The 20,491-nt window shown below is 68.9% G+C and carries 14 protein-coding genes; 4 read left to right on the top strand and 10 right to left on the bottom strand.

Annotated elements, in window-relative coordinates; genetic code table 11:
- Window positions 1–5 precede the first annotated feature (5 nt).
- The 3 genes from DAT35_RS35380 to DAT35_RS35370 form a co-directional block, all read right to left on the bottom strand.
- Window positions 6–2,129 (bottom strand): PAS domain-containing sensor histidine kinase, encoded by a 2,124-nt coding sequence (locus DAT35_RS35380; RefSeq protein ID WP_108073607.1) that lies wholly within the window; start codon window positions 2,127–2,129, stop codon window positions 6–8.
- A 94-nt stretch (window positions 2,130–2,223) separates the two neighbouring features.
- Window positions 2,224–3,426, bottom strand: a complete 1,203-nt coding sequence (locus DAT35_RS35375) for a DUF819 domain-containing protein (RefSeq protein ID WP_108073605.1) — start codon at window positions 3,424–3,426, stop codon at window positions 2,224–2,226.
- Window positions 3,423–4,448, bottom strand: coding sequence for a dipeptide epimerase (locus DAT35_RS35370; RefSeq protein ID WP_108073603.1), 1,026 nt, complete (start codon window positions 4,446–4,448; stop codon window positions 3,423–3,425). The genes DAT35_RS35375 and DAT35_RS35370 overlap by 4 nt, the downstream gene beginning before the upstream one ends.
- 78 nt (window positions 4,449–4,526) lie before the next feature.
- Between DAT35_RS35370 and DAT35_RS35365 the strand changes: the two genes are divergently transcribed.
- Window positions 4,527–5,936: a M20/M25/M40 family metallo-hydrolase gene (locus tag DAT35_RS35365; RefSeq protein ID WP_108073601.1), complete on the top strand. Its 1,410-nt coding sequence runs from the start codon at window positions 4,527–4,529 to the stop codon at window positions 5,934–5,936.
- Between the two features lie 40 nt (window positions 5,937–5,976).
- Entirely contained in the window at window positions 5,977–7,236 is a 1,260-nt protein-coding gene (locus DAT35_RS35360; RefSeq protein WP_233261916.1) for a peptidase C39 family protein, read from the top strand.
- 18 nt (window positions 7,237–7,254) lie between these two features.
- Here the strand turns inward: DAT35_RS35360 and DAT35_RS35355 are convergent, their stop codons facing one another.
- From DAT35_RS35355 to DAT35_RS35335, 5 genes are all read right to left on the bottom strand, one after another.
- A complete protein-coding gene (locus tag DAT35_RS35355; protein ID WP_233261915.1) occupies window positions 7,255–9,942 on the bottom strand; it encodes a M28 family peptidase in 2,688 nt (895 codons plus the stop codon).
- A gap of 196 nt (window positions 9,943–10,138) precedes the next feature.
- Complete coding sequence (locus DAT35_RS35350) at window positions 10,139–11,563, bottom strand: glycosyltransferase family 39 protein (RefSeq protein ID WP_108073595.1); 1,425 nt, start codon at window positions 11,561–11,563, stop codon at window positions 10,139–10,141.
- Window positions 11,564–11,677: 114 nt separating this feature from the next.
- Window positions 11,678–14,836, bottom strand: a complete 3,159-nt coding sequence (locus DAT35_RS35345) for an efflux RND transporter permease subunit (RefSeq protein WP_108073593.1) — start codon at window positions 14,834–14,836, stop codon at window positions 11,678–11,680.
- Window positions 14,833–16,035 (bottom strand): efflux RND transporter periplasmic adaptor subunit, encoded by a 1,203-nt coding sequence (locus DAT35_RS35340; protein ID WP_108073591.1) that lies wholly within the window; start codon window positions 16,033–16,035, stop codon window positions 14,833–14,835. The genes DAT35_RS35345 and DAT35_RS35340 overlap by 4 nt, the downstream gene beginning before the upstream one ends.
- The gene (locus tag DAT35_RS35335; protein WP_108073589.1) at window positions 16,035–17,447 is read right to left on the bottom strand and encodes an efflux transporter outer membrane subunit; all 1,413 of its coding nucleotides are present in this window, start codon (window positions 17,445–17,447) and stop codon (window positions 16,035–16,037) included. Before DAT35_RS35335 ends, DAT35_RS35340 begins: the two co-directional genes overlap by 1 nt.
- 286 nt (window positions 17,448–17,733) lie before the next feature.
- On the opposite strand from DAT35_RS35335, the gene DAT35_RS35330 reads away from it, so the two are divergent.
- Window positions 17,734–18,822, top strand: a complete 1,089-nt coding sequence (locus DAT35_RS35330) for a sensor histidine kinase (protein WP_158502044.1) — start codon at window positions 17,734–17,736, stop codon at window positions 18,820–18,822.
- Complete coding sequence (locus DAT35_RS35325) at window positions 18,819–19,589, top strand: LytTR family DNA-binding domain-containing protein (RefSeq protein ID WP_158502043.1); 771 nt, start codon at window positions 18,819–18,821, stop codon at window positions 19,587–19,589. Before DAT35_RS35330 ends, DAT35_RS35325 begins: the two co-directional genes overlap by 4 nt.
- A gap of 83 nt (window positions 19,590–19,672) precedes the next feature.
- Here the strand turns inward: DAT35_RS35325 and DAT35_RS35320 are convergent, their stop codons facing one another.
- Together DAT35_RS35320 and DAT35_RS35315 are read right to left on the bottom strand one after the other, a co-directional pair.
- Complete coding sequence (locus DAT35_RS35320) at window positions 19,673–20,143, bottom strand: NUDIX hydrolase (protein ID WP_108073585.1); 471 nt, start codon at window positions 20,141–20,143, stop codon at window positions 19,673–19,675.
- A partial coding sequence (locus tag DAT35_RS35315) for a DUF2380 domain-containing protein (RefSeq protein WP_146210026.1) occupies window positions 20,140–20,491 on the bottom strand: 352 nt, incomplete at its 5' end. The genes DAT35_RS35320 and DAT35_RS35315, both read right to left, overlap by 4 nt.

Here is a 20,491-nt window from a genome sequence, read left to right as displayed (position 1 = left end):
ACGGGTCAGAGCATCGGAACGGACCCGGCCAGGCCGGAAAGCACCCTGCCCTCCTCATCCGCCGCCTCCTCCGGGACGGAGGGCCAGCCCTCCCGGGACGACGGCTGCGGTCTCACGGGCATGTAGGGGAGCAGCACGGTGAAGGTCGCACCCTGACCGGGGTGGCTGGTGACATGCACCTCCCCGTTGAGCGCCTCGACGATCTGCCGGGTGATGTAGAGCCCCAGGCCCAGGCCTCCGTAGTGCCGGCCGCTCACCGCGCGCTCGAAGCGGCCGAAGATGCGCGACAGGTTCTCGACAGCGATGCCGATGCCCTTGTCGGTCACCGAGAGCTGGGCCCACTCCGGCCACCCCAGCACGCGCACCCGCACCGGCTTGCCCGCTCCATACTTGAGAGCGTTGGTGAGCAGGTTGGCCATCACCTGCTCCAGGCGCAGCCGATCCCACTGCCCCACCACGGGCCCGTGCTCGTTCAGCACCAGCTTGCAGCCGGCGTTCTCCGCCTGCTGGGCGAAGGCGATCATGACGTCGCGCGCCACCTCCACCAGGTCCACCTGCTCGCGATGCAGCAGGAGGCTCCCGGAGGCGAGGCGGGACACGTCGAGCAACCGGTTCTCCAGCGCCACCAACCGGGCCACGCCCTGATCGAGGTTCTCCACTCTCTCCCGGAACTGCTCACGCGAGGGCAACGGACCCTCGCCAGAGAGCCGCCGGAGCATCGCCTGCACGCTCAGCTTGAGGGAGGTGGTGGGCGTGCGCAGCTCGTGCGCCGCGATGGACAGGAACTCGTCGCGCAGCGAGATGGCCCGCTGGGCCCGCTGATAGAGCATCGCGTTCTCCACCGCGAGGGCGGCGCGGTTGGCCAGCTCGCTGGCCAGCGCCACATCCGTCTCGTCATAGCGCCGGCCGATTCCGGACAGGAGCAGGCTCAGCACACCCAGGGCCCGCCCGCGTACGGTCAATGGCACCAACAGGTAGGACGAGGGATTCAACTGCTTGAGCGTGGCCAACAGCCCGGAATCCCCCCGGGCGGCCTCCACCAGCAGGGTATGAGGGAAGTGAGAGCCCCACCGCGGCCGTCCCGTCTCCACCACCCTCATCAGGATGGACCGCCCGCTGGAGCTCCCCAGGAACGAGTCCTGCAACTCGAACGCCAAGGACGGCGTCTCCGAGTGCGGGTGGGCCATCGCCACCCGACGCAGTTGCCCCTCCTCATCCACCACATCCACGCCACACCAGTCCGCCAGCCGGGGCACCACCATCCAGACCAGCCGCTGCAACGTCTCCTCCAGCTCCAGGTTGGCGCCCAACTGAGCCCCCGCCTCGGAGAGGAAGCGCAGGTTGCGCTCGGCACGCTTGCGCTCGGTGACGTCCTGCAAGCCCCCCACCATGCGCAGGGCCCGGCCGCGCGGGTCGCGGATGATGTAGCCCTGTTCCACCACGTCCGCGTATGAGCCATCCGCCCGGGCGAAGCGGTACTCCTCCCGCCATCGGACGTCTCCCCTCGCGATGGCACGTCCCAGGCTTTCCAGCGCCCGCTCCCGGTCCTCCGGGTGGACGCATTGGGTCCACCATTCCAGGTTGTCGCGGATGTTCTCCGGCGGGTGGCCGAAGAGCGCCTGCACCTGGACGTTCCAGTGCAGGGTGTCCGTCACGATGTCCCAGTCGTAGATGGCATCACTGGAAGCGAGGGTGGTGAGACGGTAGCGCTCCTCGGACTGGCGCAGGGCCTCCTTGGCGGTGCGCGCATGGAAACGTTCCACCAACCCGGCCATCCGAGCGCGCAGGACATGAGGCTCGGGTGGAGAAGAGATGGAGTCCGCGGCCCCCACCGGGTGGGCGGCCATCACTCGCACCGCCTCCTGGAGATCCTCACTGAGGAGCAGCACGGGCACCCCCCGGGCATGCGACCTTCCCGTCAGCAGGAGGGCCTGCCGCTCGGAGACCCCACCGGCGCTCGCCAGCGGAAGCACGACCGCGGCGAGCGGCCAGGAGGCCAGGCACTCGATGACCTGCCTCGCCTTGGGCCAATGCAGGTCCAGCCCCAGCGGGTCGAGCGCACGACGCAGACGCCGCTGGAGCGCGGGAGGTGTGTCCACCAGGAGGATGTGAGGAGCGGCATCGGGCACAACACGTCACATAGTGGATGCGGAGTGACTGGCGGGCTCGTCTTCCCTCTTCCTGCCCGGACGAAGGAGGGAGCTTCCGGCCCACCCGTCCCACTCAGTGGAGGAGCCGGTACACCTGCTCCAGCATCACCGCGCACACCAGCCCGCCGTAGGTGCCCAGCACGTAGCCCGCCACCGCCAGCATGACGCCCACGGGAGCGAGCGACGGATGGAAGGCCGCCGCCACCACCGACGCGGAAGCCGCGCCCCCCACGTTGGCCTGCGAGCCCACGGCCGCGAAGAAGATGGGCGCCCGCATCAGCCGCCGAGCCCCCAGGATGAAGCCCGCATGCACCGCCATCCACACCACGCCCACCGCCACCATCGCGGGCGCGTCCAACAGCCGCCGGAAGTCCGCCTTGGCGCCGATGGTCATCACCAGCACGTAGAGGAACAGCGCGCCCACGCGGCTCGCCCCGGCCCCCTCCAGCTTGCGCAGCGGGGTGAAGGACAGCGCCGCGCCCACCGTCGTCACCAGGATGATCACCCAGGTGAAGCCCGAGACGATGGAGCCGATGTCCGGTAGGAGCTTCGCGACTTCCGTGCACACCACCGTGGTGCCCAGACCGATGGTCAGAATCCACACCAGGTCCGTCAGGGTCGCGGGCCGCAGCACCGAGGCGTGGAAGCGCTCCACCTGCTCGCGCACCACGTCGATGGCCCGCCGGTCCGCGCCCATCTGCGTGTCCATCACCAGCTCGCGGCCCGCGAAGTAGAGCAGCACCGCCGTCCACATGTTCGACACGCCCACGTCCACGACCACCATCATGCTCAGGACGTCGTCTCTCGCCCCGATGCTCTGCCCGATGGCCACGAAGTTGGCGCTGCCTCCAATCCACGAGCCGCTGAGCGCCGCCAATCCCTTCCAGGCCTGGTCTCCGAGCTCCGCCGGCATCCAGTGCCCCAGCAGCAGGTACGCGAGCGGCCCTCCGAACATGATGCCCGCCGTCCCCGCCAGGAAGAGCACCACGGCGCCGCGCCCCAACCGGGAGATGGCCGGCAGATCCATGGACAGCACCTGGAGCACCAGGCTGGCCGGGAGCAGGTACGTGGACACGAAGCTGTAGAGCTCGGACTTCGTGGGGATGATGCCCGTGTTCGAGAGCAGCGTGGGGATGAAGTAGACGAGCACCAGCATGGGCAGCGTCTTGAAGACGCGCTCGCCCACCGGGTGCCGCTCGGCGAGAAACAGCAGTGACAGCACGGCCAACAGCACCATGAGCACCGCCATGGGATTCTGGATGAGCGGCTGCGTCATGGGGCGGACTGAGGCTCCACACCGAGCCCGGGCCCATCACCCAGGCGGATGCGTCCATCCACCACCGGGTGGCCCCGGAACGGGTCCGCCGAGATGAGCAGGTTGCCGTCCAGGTCCAGCCAGTCCGCCAGCGGCCCCAGGTGCGCCGCCGCGGCGATGCCCACCGACGTCTCCACCATGCAGCCCAGCATCACCTTCAGCCCGCAGGAGCGCGCCGTCTCGATGATGCGCAGCGCCTCGCGGATGCCTCCGCACTTCTGCAGCTTGACGTTGATGCCGTGGTAGCCCTCGGCGAGCCTCGGCACGTCCGAGGCCATCATCAACGCCTCATCCGCCACCAGCGGCAGCGGCGAGCGCTGGCGCAGCCACTTCGCTCCCTCGACGTCCGCCGCCGGCAACGGCTGCTCCACCAGCTCCACGCCCTGCGACGCCAGCCACTCGATGTGCTTCAGCGCCTCCTCGGGCTTCCAGGCCTCGTTGGCGTCCACCCGCACCGTCTTGGGCGTGGCGGCCCGCACCGCACCGAATGTCTCACGCACCGACTGTGCGCCCAGCTTCACCTTGAGGACGGGGTACGGCTCCGCCTCGCGCACCTTGCGGGCCAGCGTCTCCGGGTCATCGATGCCGATGGAGAACGACGTGAGGGGCATCCTCGCCGGGTCCAGGCCCAGCATCCGGTAGAGCGGCACGCCGAGCCGCTTGCCAGCCAGGTCGTACAACGCGATGTCCAACGCCGCCTTCGCCGCGTGGTTGCCCGGCAGGGCCTCCTCGACGCGCTCGGACAGGACGCGGAAGTGCCACGGGTCTCCCTCGAGCACCGGGGCGAGCTTCTGGAGTGCCTCGGTCACCGTCTCGGCGGACTCGCCGTAGCGCACGTTCGGAGCCGCTTCCCCCCGGCCAACCACGCCGCCATGACACAGCTCGACAATCACATTGCGCTTCGACGTGCTCGTCCCGCGCGCAATCGTCCAGGCGTGACGGAGGGGGAGCTCGATGACGCGGACATCCATCGGGAGTGACATGCGATGAGCCTCTCAGGAGGGAAGCCATTACCACAGGTCCAGCGTGGACGGCGCTCCGGACTTCCATACACTGCCGGCATGCGCCCCCTGCTTTTCGTACTCGCCCTCCTGGCCGTGCCGGGTTGCGGCCATGCCGCCGGACAGTCCCGAGGCAGCGCCCCCGCATCAGCCACGGAGATGCGCGCACTGCTCGCCGAGCTCATCGCCGTGGACACCTCCAACCCGCCGGGCAACGAGGCCGCCGCCGCCCAGGTGGCCGCGCGGTGGCTGCGCGAGGCCGGAATCGAGTCCCAGCTCGCCGAGCCCGCCCCCGGACGCGCCCACCTCATCGCCCGGCTGAAGGGCAACGGCCGCGCCCGCCCCGTGCTGGTGCTCGCGCACCTGGACACGGTCCCCGCCCGGAAGGAGGAGTGGGCCTCGGATCCGTGGACACTCACCGAGCGCGACGGCCTGCTCTACGGGCGCGGCGTCCAGGACAACAAGGGCATGGCCGCGGCCAGCGTGCTCGCGCTGCGGCGGCTGAAGCGCGAGGGAGTGAAGCTCTCGCGCGACGTGGTGCTGGTGCTCAGCGCGGATGAGGAGGTGGGCTCCGGCCATGGCATCGAGTGGCTGCTGGAGCACCACCCCGAGCTGCGCGAGGCGGAGCTCGCCATCAACGAGGGAGGCCTCACCGAGCTGACCGCCGACCGGAGCCGCGTGCGCTTCGTCAACCTCCAGGCCGCCGAGCGGGTATCGCGCAACGTGGTGCTGAAGGCCACCGGACCCGGTGGACACTCCTCGGTGCCACCGGCCGCGCCCAACCCGATGGTGCGTCTGGCGGCGGCGGTGGCCCGCGTCGGAGCGCTCACCTTCCCCACGCGGCTCATGCCCGTCACCCGGCTGAACGTGGAGGGCCGGGTGAAGGTGACGGACGGCGAGCTGGGCGAGGCCCTGAAGCGGCTCGCGGCCTCGCCAGACAACCCGCCCCAGGAGGCGGTGGATGCCATCGCCCGGCTCGAGCCGGCCCTGGCCGCCGTGCTGCACACCACCTGCGTGCCCACCGTCTTCAACGCCGGCACCCGGCCCAACGTCATCCCCGCCACCGCCGAGGCCACCGTCAACTGCCGGCTGCTCCCGGACGAGGACATCCAGGCGTTCCGCGCCCGGCTCGTCGCTGCGGTGAATGACCCGGACATCCAGGTGGAGCTGAACATGACGCCCCCGGACTCACCCGCCTCACCGGTGGGAGACAACGCGATGTTCCGGGCCGCCACCGCCGCCGCCGCGAAGGTGTGGCCGGGCGCGCCCGTCTTCCCGCGCATGTCCACCGGCACCACCGAGTCCAGCGCGCTGCGCCGCGCGGGCATCCACGCCTACGGCATCGACCTCTTCGCCCTCACGCCGGACGACGCCCGCACGGCCCATGCGCCCAACGAGCGGATCCCCGTGGCCTCGCTCCAGCCCGGCGCCGAGTTCGTCTTCCACCTCCTCTCCGGGCTGGCGAAGTGAGCCCCCGTCCCCTCAACCCGGCAGCACCCGAGCGAGCCTCATGAAGACCCCCACGCATGCACGAGCCCCGCTGTATCTGATTCTGCTGGCATCGACGCTGACGGCCTGTGCCTCATGGCAGTCCCAGCCAACCCCCACGGAGACAGGACCGGTGGCGAGAATCTGGAGGAAGAGCGCCCAGACACGCGACTTCGAGCGCTTCATCCGGGAGGGCACCGCGCTCACCTCGGAGGGAGCGCTGGAGCTCGACGCGGCGACGGCCCGCTCCGCGCCCGACCCGTTCCCCAGCCACACGCCGCCCGGCACGCAGACGCCGCTGACCCCGGGCAGCTACGTCCTCGGCAGCGCCATCTCCGAGGAGCACACCATCTCCGGTGGCTTCGACAACGTGGTGCCCTCGTTCGACGTGCTCACCCCGCCGGGCACGTGGGTGCGGCTGACGCTCGCCGCGCGCGTGGAGGGCCAGTGGACGAAGGACTACGACTTCGGCGTCTGGGCGCTCGACAAGGACACCGTGGCGCGCCACAGCGGCGAGCGCCAGGAGGACGAGCGCGGCAAGGTGCTCACCGACACGCTGGCCCTCAAGAAGAAGGCGGATGCCCTGCGGATGACGGTGTGGCTCTTCTCCTCCAAGTCCGGGGTGAGCCCGCGCGTCCGAGCGCTCTCGGCGGCGATGACCGACACGGGCCGCTCGGCTCCGGAGGAGGCCTCGGACAAGCGCGCCTGGGGGACGGTGCTGGAGGTGCCCGGCCGCTCGCAGCTCCTCTACCCGCCGGATGGAGGCGTCTGGTGCTCGCCGACCTCGACCTCCATGCTGCTCGCGTACTGGGGCAGGAAGCTCGGCCGCAACGAGCTGGTGGTGCCCGTGCCCGTGGCGGCCGAGCACGTCTATGACCAGGTGTACAAAGGCACCGGCAACTGGCCCTTCAACACCGCCTATGCCTCCGCGCTCGGAGACGGTGCCCTGTACGGACTGGTGGCGCGCTTCGACTCGTTCGCGCAGGTGGAGCGGCTCATCGCCGAGGGCATCCCGGTGAGCATCAGCATCGCCTTCGAGAAGGGAGAGCTGACGGGCTCGCCCATGCCGCGCACGGACGGACACCTCATCGTGGTGAAGGGCTTCACGCCGGAGGGGGACGTCATCTGCAACGACCCCGCCTTCCCGAACGACGAGTCGGTGAACGTGACGTACAAGCGCCAGGAGTTGCAGCGGGCGTGGGACCACTCCCGCCGCTCGGCCTACGTCCTGTGGCCCACGGGCACCTCCCTGCCCGCGGGCGCGCTCACCTTCGTGCAGTGAGCGCGGGGGGCACGCGGCTCAGTGCCGCTTGCTCTCCTGGAAGGTGACCGGGAGCTTCACTTCCTTGCCGTCGCGCAGGACCACCGCGGTCACCGTCTCACCCGGCTTGGAGGCATTGAGCGCGTACATGAGGTCCTCCACGCTGCCGACCTCATGGCTCCCGAGCCGGATGAGCACATCTCCCCGCTTCAGGCCGCCCAGCTCGGCGGCCCCACCCGGCCGGACTCCCGCGAGCAACACGCCGCGAGTCCCCGGAGGCGGGGCGTAGTCCGGCACCGTGCCGAGTGACGCATTGAACGAGCGCATGTCCCCCATGGGCGCCGGCGCGGGCACGTTGCGGTAGGTGACTCGCGCATCGTCGTGGCTCACCGTGGCCGCGATCTCCGAGACGATGAGCGCCACCTGCGCGAGGCCCGCGGCATTGATGTGCTCCGCGCTGTCGGAGGGCTTGTGGTAGTCGCCGTGCGCGCCGGTGAAGAAGTGCAGGACCGGGACGCCGGCCGCGTAGAACGGAGTGTGGTCCGACGGCCCGTATCCATCCCCGGAGCCATCGCACTGCACGCGGGCCAGCTCGCATGCCGGCGCGAGCACCTCACGCCACCCCTGGCCGGACTCGACACCCAAAACCGAGAGGCGGTTCTCCCGCAGCCGCCCCACCATGTCGAGGTTCAGCATGGCGACGACGTCCTTCATCTTGACTCCCGCCGGGGGCGAGCGCGTCCACGCGGTCGAGCCGAGCACCCCTAGCTCCTCTCCCGAGAACGCAGTGAAATAGACGTCCCGCCGCAGGCGCGTGCGCTGCTCGGAGAGCACCCGCGCGGCCTCCAGCAGGCCCGCCACGCCGGAGGCGTTGTCATCCGCGCCCAGGTGAGGCTCATGGCTCTCGGGAGCCAGCGAGCCCCGTCCGCCCAGGCCCAGGTGGTCATAGTGCGCCCCGACGACGACCACGCCCTGCGGCAGGGAGTTCCCCTCCGGCGACGAGGCCGCGAGCCTGCCCACGATGTTCCAGGTGTCCTTCACCACCTTGTCGAGCTTCACCACCACGCGGCCCTTCACCTTGCGCTTCTGCTCGAGCAGCGTGAGCACGGGCTCGAAGCTGGCGCGCTGGATGACGACGACGGGGATTCCCGCGTCCTGCGCGCCCTCGGGCCGCAGCGCGGGCAGACGGGCATCGGCCGAGCCCTTCGCCCAGTCCACGACGACGAGCGCCTTCGCCCCGGCCTCCTTCGCCGTCCAGGCCTTGTAGCGGAGGTCTCCGTAGCGGCGCTGCGCCTCGTTCGAGGAGAACGCTGGCGCCTCGGGAACGAAGCGCCTGACGACGACGATCTTCCCCTTCACGGAGACTCCCGCGTAGTCGTCGACCCCGAGCTCCTTCGCCTGGATTCCGTGGCCCGCGAGGATGACGTCACCGCTCACGTCGCCCTCGGCGGAGAAGCCCAGCGGAGTGAAGGCCTCGGCCGCCGCCTGGATGCCGCCCAACGTCACCGCCGAGCCGCTCCCCACCTTCACATCCGTGATGACCGGGAACTTCTGCCGGAAGGTCCCCGAGTCGCCCGCGGGCACGAGGCCCAGCTCCGTGAAGCGCTTCTCGAGGTAGCTCGCCGCCGACTCGAGCCCGGCCGAGGCGACGCCCCTGCCCTCGCGCTCGGGCGCCGCGAGGAAGCGCACGTCCGTCATCACCCGATCCGCCGGCAGCGGCACGCTCGTGCCCCGCGGCTCGTCCTTCCAGTCCGCGATGAGGACGTGGGTGTCATGCCGGCCCTCCGGCGTCGCGCGGTTCGAGGAGAACGCAAGCTTCGTCCCGTCGGGCGAGAACAGCGGGAAGCCATCGAAGCCACGCGAGGTGGTGATGCGCTCCAGCCCGGTGCCCGTCGCATCCACCGCCCAGATGTCGAACTCGCGCCCCTTCGGATCTCCGTAGTTGGAGGAGAAGAGGATGCGGTCCTTCGTCGGGTGCCACGAGGGAGCGAAGGACGCGGCGTTCAGATAGGTGATCTGCGTCGCGTTGGAGCCATCCGCGTTCGCGACGTAGAGCTCCAGCTTCGTGGGCCGCACCAGCCCCTGCGCGAGCAGTGCCTGGTAGTCCTCGAGCTCCTTGCCCGGCTTGGGCCGAGAGGCGCGCCAGACAATCTTCGAGCAGTCGGGATTGAAGAACGCGCCACCGTCATAGCCTGGCGTGGACGTGAGCCGCTTCACGTTCCCGCCGTCCGCGTCCATGCGGTACAGCTCGAGGTCACCATCGCGCGTGGAGGTGAAGATGATGGAGCCGTCCTTCGGGCACACCGTCGCCTCGGCGTCGTAGCCCTTCACCTGCGTGAGGGGCCGCACGTTCGAGCCGTCCGCGTTCGCCTTGTAGATGTCGTAGCTGTCGTAGATGGGCCAGACGTAGCCGAGGCTCATGTCGGGCTTCGGAGGGCACTCGGGGCCGGCCCCGTGCGTCGAGGCGTAGAGCACCTGCTGATCATCCGGCGGGAAGGAGTAGGCACAGGTCGTGGCGCCCGCACCGCTGGAGATGGGACGAGTCGCGCCCGTCTGGACATCCATCCAGTAGATGCGGTCGCACTTCTGGCCCTCGTGACGGGCCTGGAGGGTGAGCGCCTTGCCGGAGAATGCCCAATAGGCCTCGGCGTTCTCCCCCTCGAAGGTGAGCTGCCGAAGCGAGTTGAAGTGCGCCTCCCCATCCAGGGGCGCGAGCGTCTTGGGCACGGGGGCTGAAGCCTCCGGGGACGGAGTGGCCGGGGTTTCCGAGTGGGCGCAGCCGAGAGAGACGAGAAGGCAGAGAGCGAGTCGCTTCATGGGCACCAGGGAGTTGAAATTGAGAATCAGTATCAGCGTGTCCCTGCTTGTCGAGCGAATTCAAGAGGGAACTCCAGTGCCCCGTTCAGACGGGCACACCGCCCCCTCACGGGCCAGAAGGCGAAGTGAGCAACTCCTGGGAGGTACTGGAGGGGCAGCGCTTCCAGAGCACCGCCGTGCCCCACCGCTGCAGGACACAGAACCCAGCCGCTTCCAACTCGTGCTCTCCCAGAGCCCCCTTGTTGACGAGCACATGGGAGAACCGCGGCTCCGAGAGAGAACCGTACAGGTCCGTCACCTCGTGCGCGGGACGCACGAGCAGGGGCACGTCGCGATGCAGATGGAACTGGCCGCTGACATTGCGATCCACCTGACCGGCGACGATGAGCCCGGTGAGTGAGGGATCCCTCCCGGCGAAGACCAGGGCATCGATCTGCTCCGTGGCCAGCCCGCCCGGCATCTGCACGGTGGCCGCCGCCAGCGAGGAGAGCGCGTACACGCCCACGAGCCCACCGAGTGCCCGGCGGGACCAGACCCGCTGCGAGAGGGTACGCCAGGCGGGCCCGGCCGCGAGGGCCACGAAGAGCGGGAGCAGCGGAGCCAGGAAGCGCACCTCCTTGTGCGCCAGCGCCGTCACGACCGCGAAGTAGAAGAAGAAGGAGCCCACGAGCAGGTCGCGCCGGGCGAGCCCGCGGCCGAAGTGCCAGACGAGCAGCAGCGGCACCATGCCCGCGAGGGTGGGCAGGTACCACCACCAGGGCCGGGTGCCGAACTTCTCCGCGCCACCCGTGAAGAGGTTGAAGTGGAAGTACTTCCAGACGGAGTGCCAGGGCGCGCCCCAGGTGAGCCAGTCGAGCAGGCCGAGCCCCAGGAGCACGACGCCCACGCCCACGGCGGCCCCCGCCACCGAGCGCCAGCGCCGCGCCACCAACAGACTCACGGCGATGGGCACACCAAAGACAGCCGAGGGGTAGCGCACCACGAACGCCACGCCCAGCAGGAGGCCACACCAGAAGCCCTCGCGCAGACCGTCGCGTGCGCGGGCGCGCCAGGCCCACAGGAGCGAGCCCAACAACGGGGCCACGCTCAACGAATCCGCGAGCGGCCTCGCGGCATAGAGGAGCCACCCGCCCCAGGTGACGTGGACCGCAGTGGCGAGGAGCGCGGCCTCACGCCCATCCCGTTCCTCGACGAGCCGGAACAGCGCCACGGTGCCCCAGGCCTGCACGGCGGCACAGCAGGCCCACACCACCGACGCCAGGGCCCACGGGTGATCGAGCCCCAACCGACCACACAGCGAGAGAACGCCCCCGAGCACGCCAGGGACGGCCCAGTTGCGCAGCCCCTCCAGCCACTCCCAGGTCTTGAGCCAGTACCCGAAGGCGAGCCCATGGGCCGGCTCGAGGAACTGGAAGATCTCATCCGGGTGCTGCCGGCCGCGCTTGAGCGCCACCACCGCGACGGCGAGGACGGCACCCGCCACGGCGATCCTCCGCTCCCAGGCGGGCTTGAGGGGTGAAGAAAGGTTCATCGATGCGGGGAGCCTCCGCTCCCGGCGCGGAGATTGCCACGAACGACCCGCACGTGGGGCATCGCCCTTGCCCAAAGGGAGAGCGAGCAGGCGCGAGGCTCTCCCCGGCGGGGCCTACTTATCGCCCTGGAGCGAGGGGAACTGAACCGACGGGCCGGTCCCCTCGTGCGGCGCCTCTCGAGGCTCGTCGTGCGGGCGCCGTGCACCGCGCAGGCTCCTCACCGCCTGAGCCACGCGCTCGAACCACAGGTAGACCACGGGAGTCGTGTAGAGGGTCATCACCTGAGACACGATCAGGCCTCCCACGATGGAGATGCCCAGCGGGACCCGGAGCTCGGCCCCCGCGCCCGTCCCGAAGGCCAACGGAATCGCTCCGAGGAGCGCCGCCATCGTCGTCATCATGATCGGCCGGAACCGAAGCAGGCAGCCCTGCCGGATGGCCTCGGTGGGCGACAACCCCTGCTCGCGCTCCGCCGACAGGGCGAAGTCGATCATCATGATGGCGTTCTTCTTCACGATGCCGATGAGCAGGATGATGCCGATCATCCCCATGATGGACAGGTCCTGGCCGAACAGCCTCAGCGCGAGCAGGGCGCCGACACCCGCGGATGGCAGCGTCGAGATGATGGTCAGCGGGTGGATGGCGCTCTCGTAGAGCACGCCGAGGACGATGTAGACCGCGACGAGCGCGGCCAGGATGAGCCAGGGCTGGCTCCGCAGCGAGCTCTGGAACGCCTGCGCGGTGCCCTGGAACGTGGCCACGACCGTGTCGGGCTTGCGGGCCTCCAGCTCGGCGGCATGGATGGCCGTGACCGCGTCTCCAAGCGCGTGGCCGGGTGCCAGATTGAACGAGAGGGTCACCGCCGGAAACAGCCCCTGGTGGTTGATGGAGATGGGGGAGACCCCTTCCTCGACGGTCGCCAGGAGGCTGAGCGGCACGAGCTCGCCAGAGAGTGCCGACCGGACATAGAGGTGCTTCAGCGATTCGGTGGAGAGCTGGAACCCCGGATCGACCTCCTCGATGACGTAGTATTGATTCGACTGCGTGAACATCGTCGCGATCTGGCGCTGCCCGAAGGCATCGTAAAGCTCATTGTCGATGGCCTGCGCGGTGACTCCGAGCCGTGAGGCGGTGTCGCGGTCGATCTTCAGCGTCGCGCTCGTGGCATCCGCTTGCGCATCCGAAGTCACATCGCGGAGCTCGGGCAGCGACGCGAGCTTCTTCAACATCACCTCGGACCACTTGCCCAGCTCGGCGACATCCGCGTCCTGCAGCGTGTACTGGTACTGGGCCGCGGCGCTACGGCCGCCCACCTGGATGTCCTGGCGGACCTGCATGCGGAGCACGATGCCCTCCACACCCGCCACCTTCTTCTTCAACCGGGCCATGACCTCATCGGCCGTCGCGTGCCGTTGCTCAAAGGGCTTGAGGTTGATCATCACCCGGCCCTGACTGAGGGTCGGGTTCGGTCCGACCCAGTAATAGATGTTGTCCACGTCCGGATCCGTCATCACCAGATGCCCGAGCCTCTGCATCCGTTCGGACATGGCGGCGAAGGAGACATCGGGCTCGGCCTGAGCCGTGCCCATGATCAGACCGGTGTCTTCCTGCGGGAAGAAGCCCTTGGGGCTCACCCAATAGAGCCAGACCGTCGCGCCGAGCGTGGCGAGGGTCACCGCCAGCGTCAGCACGGGGTGGCGCAGCACCCGGTCGAGGCTCCTCCGGTAGACATCGACCATCCCCTCGAAGAGGCGCTCGGACCAGCGATAGAGGCGGCCGTGCGTCTCATGGGACTCGTGACGGATGAGCCAGGCGCACATCATGGGTGTCACGGTCAGCGAGAGGATGCCGGACATGATGATGGCGACGCTCACCGTGACGGCGAACTCGCGGAACAGCCGGCCGATGATGCCGCCCATGAGCAGGATGGGGATGAACACCGCGACGAGCGACACCGTCATCGAGACGATGGTGGGGCCAATCTCCCGGGCGCCATCGATCGCCGCCTGCATCCGCGGCTTGCCCTGCTCGAGATGCCGGATGACGTTCTCGATGACGACGATCGCGTCGTCCACGACGAAGCCCACGGCGATGGTCAGCCCCATCAAGGACAGGTTGTCGAGGCTGTAGCCGAGCAGGTACATCACCCCGAAGGTCGCGATGAGCGACAGTGGGATCATCAGGCTGGGGATGACCGTCGCCCACAGGTTGCGCAGGAAGGAGAAGATGACCAGGACGACCAGGCCGACGGTGAGCACCATCGTGAACTGCACGTCGTCGACCGACGCCCGGATGGTCTGCGTGCGGTCTCCCACGATGTGGAGCTGGGCCGAGGGCGGCAGCGACGCGGTCAACGCCGGGAGCCGGTCGCGGATCTGCTGGATCGTGTCGATGACGTTGAAGCCCGGCTGTTTGTGGATGTCGATGATGACGGCGCGTTGGTCCTGGAGCCACGCCGCCTGATAGACGCTCTGGGGCGCGTCCAGGACGGTCCCCACGTCCTGGAGATGGATCGGCGCGCCGTTCTTGTACGCCACCGCCATGGATTTGTAGGCATCGGCGCTCATCATCTGGTCGGTGGCGTTGATGACGACCGTCTGATCCGGCCCGTTCAGGCTGCCCTTGGGCGCGTTCACCGTTTGCACAGCGATGACGTTGCGGATGTCCTCGAGCGTGAGACCAAGCCCGGCCAACCGGTCGGGGTTCAGGCGGACGCGCACCGACTGGCGCTGCTCCCCGTGGAAGTCGATCATTCCGACCCCTGGCATCTGGGAGATCTGCTGGGCGATGAAGTCCTCGGCGTAGCGGTCGAGCTCGGTGAGCGGCAGCGTGTCGGAGGTCAGTGCGAGCGACAGGATGGTGAAGTCCGCCGGGTTGACCTTGTTGTAGGTCGGGGGGTTCGGGAGGTTCTTGGGCAGCATGCCGCCCGCGGCGTTGATCGCCGTCTGCACGTCCTGCGCGGCGCTGTCGATGCCCCGGCCGAGGTCGAACTGGAGCACGATCTGCGTGCGGCCGAGCGAGCTCGACGAGGTCATCTGGGTGATGCCCGGGATGTTCGACAGCGAGCGCTCGAGCGGCGTGGCCACCGAGCTGGCCATGGTGTCGGCGCTCGCCCCAGGCAGCGAGGCCTGGACCTGGATGGTCGGGAACTCGACCTGCGGCAGCGGAGCCAGCGGAAGGGAGAAGTAGGCCGCCATGCCGACGAGCACGAGCCCGATGGCCAGCAGCGACGTTCCGATCCTGCGGCGGATGAAGAACTCGGTCAGGGTCATCGGGATACTCCCAGCTCCGCGGTGGCGGTAGCGGTGGGGGCTTGTTTCGCATCGACCTTCGCGCCGGGAACCAGTCTGGACTGGCCATCGAAGACGACGAGCTCGCCCGGGGTGACCCCGGAGAGCAGGGCCGTGAATCCATCCACGGTCGGGCCTGTCTTCACCGAACGAACCTCGACCGTCTGATCCGGCTTCAGTGCGTAGACAAAGGTGCCGCTCTGGCTCCGCTGCACCGCCCTCGCCGGAACGACCGTGGCGTTCCGGTCCGTCCGCAGCAGCAGGCGCGCCGTGACGAACTCGCCCGGCCACAGGGAGCGGTCGTCATTGGCGAATGCGGCCTTCAAGCGCACCTGCCCGTTCGCCGGGTCGACCTGGCTGTCGACGAAGACGAGCTCGCCCTGGGCCAGGCCGCGCGTGCCGTCCCGGGTCTGGGCCGCGACGGTCAGCTTCCCCTGGGAGGACGCCGCGAGGATGTCCGCGAGATCGTCCTGTGGCAGGGAGAAGAGCACGGAGATGGGCTGCATCTGGGTCACCGTGACCAGGCCGTTCGGATCCGAGGCATGCACGATGGAGCCCGGATCGACCTGCCGCAGACCCACGCGCCCGTTGATGGGTGAGGTCACGTTGGTGAACTCCAGTTGCAGCCGCGCCGTGTCGATCACCGCATGGTCCGCCTGGACCGTCGCCTCGAGCGATGCGACCTGCGCCTTGAGCGTGTCGACGTTCTGGCCTGGGGACGCCCCCATGCTGGCGAGCCGGGTGAAGCGCGCCAGGTCCACCCGGGCGTTCGCCAACTGGGCCTCGTCCCTGGCCAGGTTCGCCTCGGCCTGCTTCAGCTGCGCCTGGAACGGACGCGGGTCGATCTGCGCCAACAGGTCACCGGCATGCACCTCCTGGCCCTCGGTGAACACCACGCGCTTGAGCTGGCCATCGACGCGGACCTTGACGTTGACGACGTTCAAGGGATGTACCGAGCCGACCCCGGAGAGCCAGATGGGCAATTCCCTGCTCGCAACGGGGCCCACCACCACGGGCACCGGGGCAGGCGCCGGAGCAGCCGTGGCCTCGGCTCGTCCCCGATGCCCCACCACGAAGGTGCAGACAGCCACGGCCATGGCCAGGAGCACGAGCCGGACGGCGGCACGCTTCTTCCTGGCTCCCGGCGAGACCTGAACACCGCGGTCAACCACCTCGTTCATCACGTCCTCCCCGCCTGATTCCGGGCGATGGCGTTGTCGAAGCCGCCCCCGAGCGCGCGAAACAGCCCCACTGCCGCCTGCAGCCGCTGCAGGCGCACCTGCAGCAGGGCATCCTCGGCCTGGTAGAGCGTCCGCTCGGTGGTGAGGACGGTCAGGAAGTCGGTGGCGCCGAGCTGGAACCGCGTGTCCGCGAGCTCCGAGGCTCGGCGGGCCGATTCGACGGCCACCGTATCGGCCACCTCGAGTTCCTTCAGGCGCACGACCGCGGTCAACGCGTCCTCCACATCCTGGAAGGCCGTGACGACCGTCTGGCGATAGGTGGCCGTGAGCTCCACGGCGTGCGCGCGATCGACCTTCAACCGCCCCCGCAGCCGGCCGCCCTCAAAGAGCGGCTGGACCAGGCTTCCGGCGAGGTCCCACAGCGCGGCCGGTGGGAAGAGGTGACTGAGGGCACCGCTGGCCACACCTCCCTGCGCGGTCAGGGCGATGTTCGGGTAGAGGGCCGCGCGTGCGGCGCCCACGTCGAAGTTGGCCGAGACCAACCGTGCCTCGGCGGCCTGGATGTCGGGGCGCCTCGTCAGGAGGGTCGCGGGCAGGCCGGCCTGGACTTCGGGAATCGAGAGGCCATCCACGCTCTGCCCGCCCACATGAAAGTCCTCGGGAATGCCACCGACCAGAACAGCGAGCAGGTGGACGCGCTGGTCCAACTGTTGGCGTAGCGCCGGGACCGCGGCGTCGAAGGTCGCGACCACGTTGCGCTGCTGCTGAACCTGGAGCTCGGACGCGACGCCCTCGGAGGCCTGGGCCTCGAGCAGGGCGAGGGTGCGCCGGGCGGAGTCCGCGATCTGCTGGGCCAAGTGCACGCGATCCTGGAGCGAGAGGATCTGGAAGTAGGTATCGGCCACGGACGCCGTGAGTGTCAGCGTGACCGTCTCGCGGTCGAAGGCCGTCGCCTGGGCGAGGGCCTCCGCCGAATGGGCAGCCGCGCGGTTCTTGCCCCAGAAGTCGATCTCGTAGCTCGCCTGGGCGAAGACGCTCAGGGGGAGACTGCTCCCAGCGGGGCTGCTCCCCTTGGCGGTCCCATTCACCGAGAGGCTCGGGTAGAGGGCCGCCCCGGCGATCTGCGCCGAACCGCGCGCCTCATCGACGCGGGCGATGGCGGCCTGCAGGTCGAAGTTCCCCATCAGGCTTCGGTCCACCAGCGCGTTGAGCTCCGCACTCCCGAAGTCGCGCCACCAGCCGTCATGGACCGGAGCGACATTCCTCGCACTGCCCGCATCCACGGTGGTCCACGCACCTGGAACCGGCGGATCCGGCCGGCGGTACTCAGGTACGAACGAGCACCCGCCGATCAGGAGCGAGACTCCCAGGGCGAGGGTTGGCGCGGCCGAGCGCGCACCGGATCGCTTCATGATGTCCACTCCCGTTTCGCGCTCAGCATCTCGAATCCGCCCCAAGGTAGCGACCCGGCCGCCCGAGTCCTCCACGATCCGACGAGCCGTCCTCCCGAAGCGACGAACCCCCGCCGCGCGACGACGAACGGCGCGCCCTACCCGGGCCCATGCACCCCCTCGACGAGAGTGGGAGCCTCGTCGTCAGGACACTCGACCGGCGGCACCCGCGATCGGGCGCCAGACGAGCAGCCGCGCGAAACCGACGGACCGTGGACTTCTGCGGACGAGCGGCCGGGCATCAAGCGTGCGCCACGGCTACACTTTGAAGATGGACAACGTCCCGGACATCACGGCGTGGACGCGCAGGCGCACGCTGGGCATCTGCGTGATCACGCTCGTCCCGCTGCTGCACCACACGGCGGAGTACCTGGGGAACCACGACCGGGGGCGCTTCTTCTGCAAGCTCGCCGTCCTGCTCATCGGATTGCCCCTGCTTCTCTGGGGGGCCTCGGTGGGTGTCCGCTGGGCGGCGCGCAAGCAACTGGGAGCGCCGGTGCTGCTGTCCACGGGAGTCCTCGTCGCGGGGGCGGTCTTCGCGGCCCTGCTCTCGGCCATTCGCGCCGTGAGCTTCTCCGCCGGAATCACGTGGCTGCAACCCGCGACGTGGAGCAACTTCGACGTGGTCCGCGTCGGGTTCATCATGGGGGTGACGAACTTCGCCCTGTGGGCACTCGCCTTCGTCTTTCCCTTCGCCGTCGAGGATGCCCGCGTGCGAGCCCTCGAGGCGGAGAAGCTCCGCACGGTGGCGGAGCTCGCCCAGCTCCGCGCGCACCTCGAGCCCCACTTCCTGCTCAACACGCTCAACGCCATCGCCGGGCTGGTGACCGAGGATCCGCGCGGGGCACGGCGACTGCTCGCCTCGCTCGGAGATCTGCTGCGCGACTCCCTGAACGAGGAGGACGAGATGCAGACGCTGGACGAGCAGATCGAATGGCTGCGTCGGTACGCGCAGATCCTCGAGGTGCGCCACGCGGGACATCTGTCCTTCCACTGGGAGGTAGGGGGCGAGACGCGGCGGGCACTGCTTCCGCGGCTGCTCCTCCAGCCGCTGGTCGAGAACGCCGTGAAGCACGGAGCGCTGAGGCGGCACCGAGGCGGGGAGATCATCGTCCGGACCGAAGTCGTCGATGCGACGAAGCTCGTCTGTACCATCGAGGACAACGGCCCGGGTCTGCCGGAGGGAGATACGCGCCCCGGCGCCTTCGGGCTCGTCTCCGTGCGCCGCCGGCTGGAGCTGCGGTATGCGAACGCGGCGAGCCTGCGTCTCGAATCCTCCGCATCCGGGGCGCGTTCGATCGTGGAGCTTCCACTTCAGGACGCGAGGGTCGTATGAGCCAGGAGCCTCTGCTGCGCGCGCTCGTCCTCGAGGACGAATGGCCAGCGCGGAACTATCTCGTCGAGCTGATCGAAACCTCGCAGCTGGCCCAGGTGGTCGGCGCGGTCGAGAGCATCGACGAGGCGCGCGAGGCACTATCCGGACTTCCTGTCGACGTCGTGTTCGTCGATATCCAGTTGGAGGGGACCGGCGGCACGCGAACGGGCCTCGACCTGATCCGTTCGATGGCGGCCTCGCCCGGCGCGCCGATGTTCGTCCTGGCCACTGCCTTCAGCCAGCATGCGCTCGAGGCCTTCAACCTGGGCGTCGTCGACTACCTGCTCAAGCCCTTCAGTGAGGAGCGAGTCACCCAGTGCCTCCGGCGGCTCATCGAGCGCCGGCCGGCACCACGCCCGGGCGCAATGCGCGTGGTGGCGCGACGGAAGAAGAGCCTCGTGTTCCTCGACCCGGACGAGCTCTGGGCGTTCGAGGCGGCCGATCGCCTGACGTACGTGCACTCCCGGCACGGCAGGTTCGACATCGATCTCTCCCTCACGGCCATCGAGGCCTCGTTTGGTCGCACGCTCACTCGGGTGCATCGCAACTGGCTCGTCAACCTCGCCTACGTCAAGGAGTTGGGACGCGAGGACGGCGAGACGACGGTCTTCGTCGGCACGGGCATGGGAGATACGAACCAGGGGATACTGGTGCCCGTCTCGCGCGACCGCGCCCAGTCACTTCGCGAGTCATTGCTCACGAACGCCACGGGCGTGCGCCGGGGGTGAACCCTCGCACGAGTCCCGCCAGATCCGCTGGGCTCGCCAGAGCCCCTGTTTCGTCGGCCATTGCCCTCTCCGCGAGATAAAGTTCAAGCTTCCTCATCAGGAAGGAGCGTGAGCAGCAGCTCGTCGTCGGGGCCGAGGGGTCGCCAACCAGGGGGAGGTGGAGTGGCGAGGAGTGCATCGCTGGCCTTCCTCGCGCGCTCCTCATGGGTTTCTGGGGTGAAGGCAATCCACGAACCGAGCGCCTTGGCGACCTTGAAACGGTTGGCGTCATCCAGCACGACCGGCCAGCCGTCGGGGAGGGATTCGTACAGTTCGCGTACGAACTGCCCGCGCACTAAACGTGTGACCTTATGGCTCCGTTCCGCTTCCTCAACCAGCCCTTGGAACACCTGCACTCCGGCAATGTCGTCTCTACCAAGCTCCTTGGCCAGTGCCACCAACGAAGCAGTGGGGCGCGCCTCGGCGAAGGCGGTGAGCGAATGGTAGCCATGCTTGCGGACCCGCTCATACATGCGAGCCACCCAGTTGCCCCGAAAAGGATGTCCGTCGCTCATGGCCCTCTCCACGGGATGAATTCAATCGGAATGTAGTACCGCTCCATACGCTCTGCGACGATGTTCAGGACCTCGTTCCGCGTCAACATCCGGCCTGTCCTGAGCTCGGCCTCGTACAGCACCTTCATGATCATCCGGTTCCATTCACCTGGCCATGTGCGCCCCAGCTTCCAATCGCCACCGCCGTGAATGGCCTCGTGGTGCGCCTGCTCCAGCTTGATGCAGAACTCGTCAATGTCCATCTCGCCAGTGAAGCCGCGCTTCTCGAACCACTCGCGGAACTCTTTGGGCATGACGTGGTGCCGCGGCGGCTCGGCCATGCCAGCCCCCGCCTTGCCCGTCTCGTGC

It is taken from the genome of Vitiosangium sp. GDMCC 1.1324 (assembly GCF_003044305.1).
In the GTDB taxonomy this organism is placed as follows: domain Bacteria; phylum Myxococcota; class Myxococcia; order Myxococcales; family Myxococcaceae; genus Archangium.
The sequence above is the reverse complement of the archived record's forward strand: the minus strand, read 5'-3'. Positions and strand labels throughout refer to the sequence as shown.